The sequence below is a fragment of the Polaromonas sp. P1_G1 genome (assembly GCF_056405595.1).
In genome coordinates this window covers 1-579 of the sequence record NZ_JBFUBU010000133.1, presented here as the reverse complement: position 1 = coordinate 579, position 579 = coordinate 1, and the positions used below count along the sequence as shown (strand labels likewise).

Below are 579 nucleotides of genomic sequence, written 5' to 3'. Positions count from 1 at the left end.
CAGGGTAACCGTGCGCGGTGAAGTGCCGGTGTCGGTGGATGGCCGGCGCAGCTTTGCGGTGGGCCAGGCTGCCAACTCCGCGGCCCAGGCCGCCTGATGCGCGGGTTCTTTGAACGCAACGCGTTTTTACTGCGCTTCGCGCTGCTGTCCTCCTTCATGGGGATCAGCGTGGGGCTGGCCAAGTTCACCACCACCCTGTACGCGCTGCACCTGGGCGCGCAGGGCGGTTGGCTGGCGGCCATCGCCGGGGCGCAGTCGGTGGGCATTCTGTTCATGAGCATTCCGGTGGGCTTTTGGGTGGAACGCATCGGCCCTGAGAGGCTGTTCGTGGCGGGTAGCCTGGTCATGGGGGGTCTGTATGCGGCCATTCCGCTGCTGCCGCACACGCTGTTTCTGGTGCTGCTAACGGCACTCATCAGCTTTGTCATGCCGCTGCGCTTTGTCTCGCTCAACACCGTGTTCATGGCGGCGCTGGAGCGCATTGGCCACGCACGCGCCGGCTGGCAGCGCGGCGCGCACATGGCGGGCATGTTTCTGCTGGGCCCCATGCTGGCCGCCGGTGTAGTGGCGCTGGTGGGC

Annotated in this window: 1 protein-coding gene; it reads left to right on the top strand. The window is 66.8% G+C overall.

Annotated features, from left to right (window positions below; all coding sequences use genetic code 11):
* Nucleotides 1-96: 96 nt before the first annotated feature.
* Nucleotides 97-579, top strand: a 483-nt coding sequence (locus tag AC1D1Y_RS26095) for an MFS transporter (RefSeq protein ID WP_477684906.1), incomplete at its 3' end; no start/stop codon positions are given.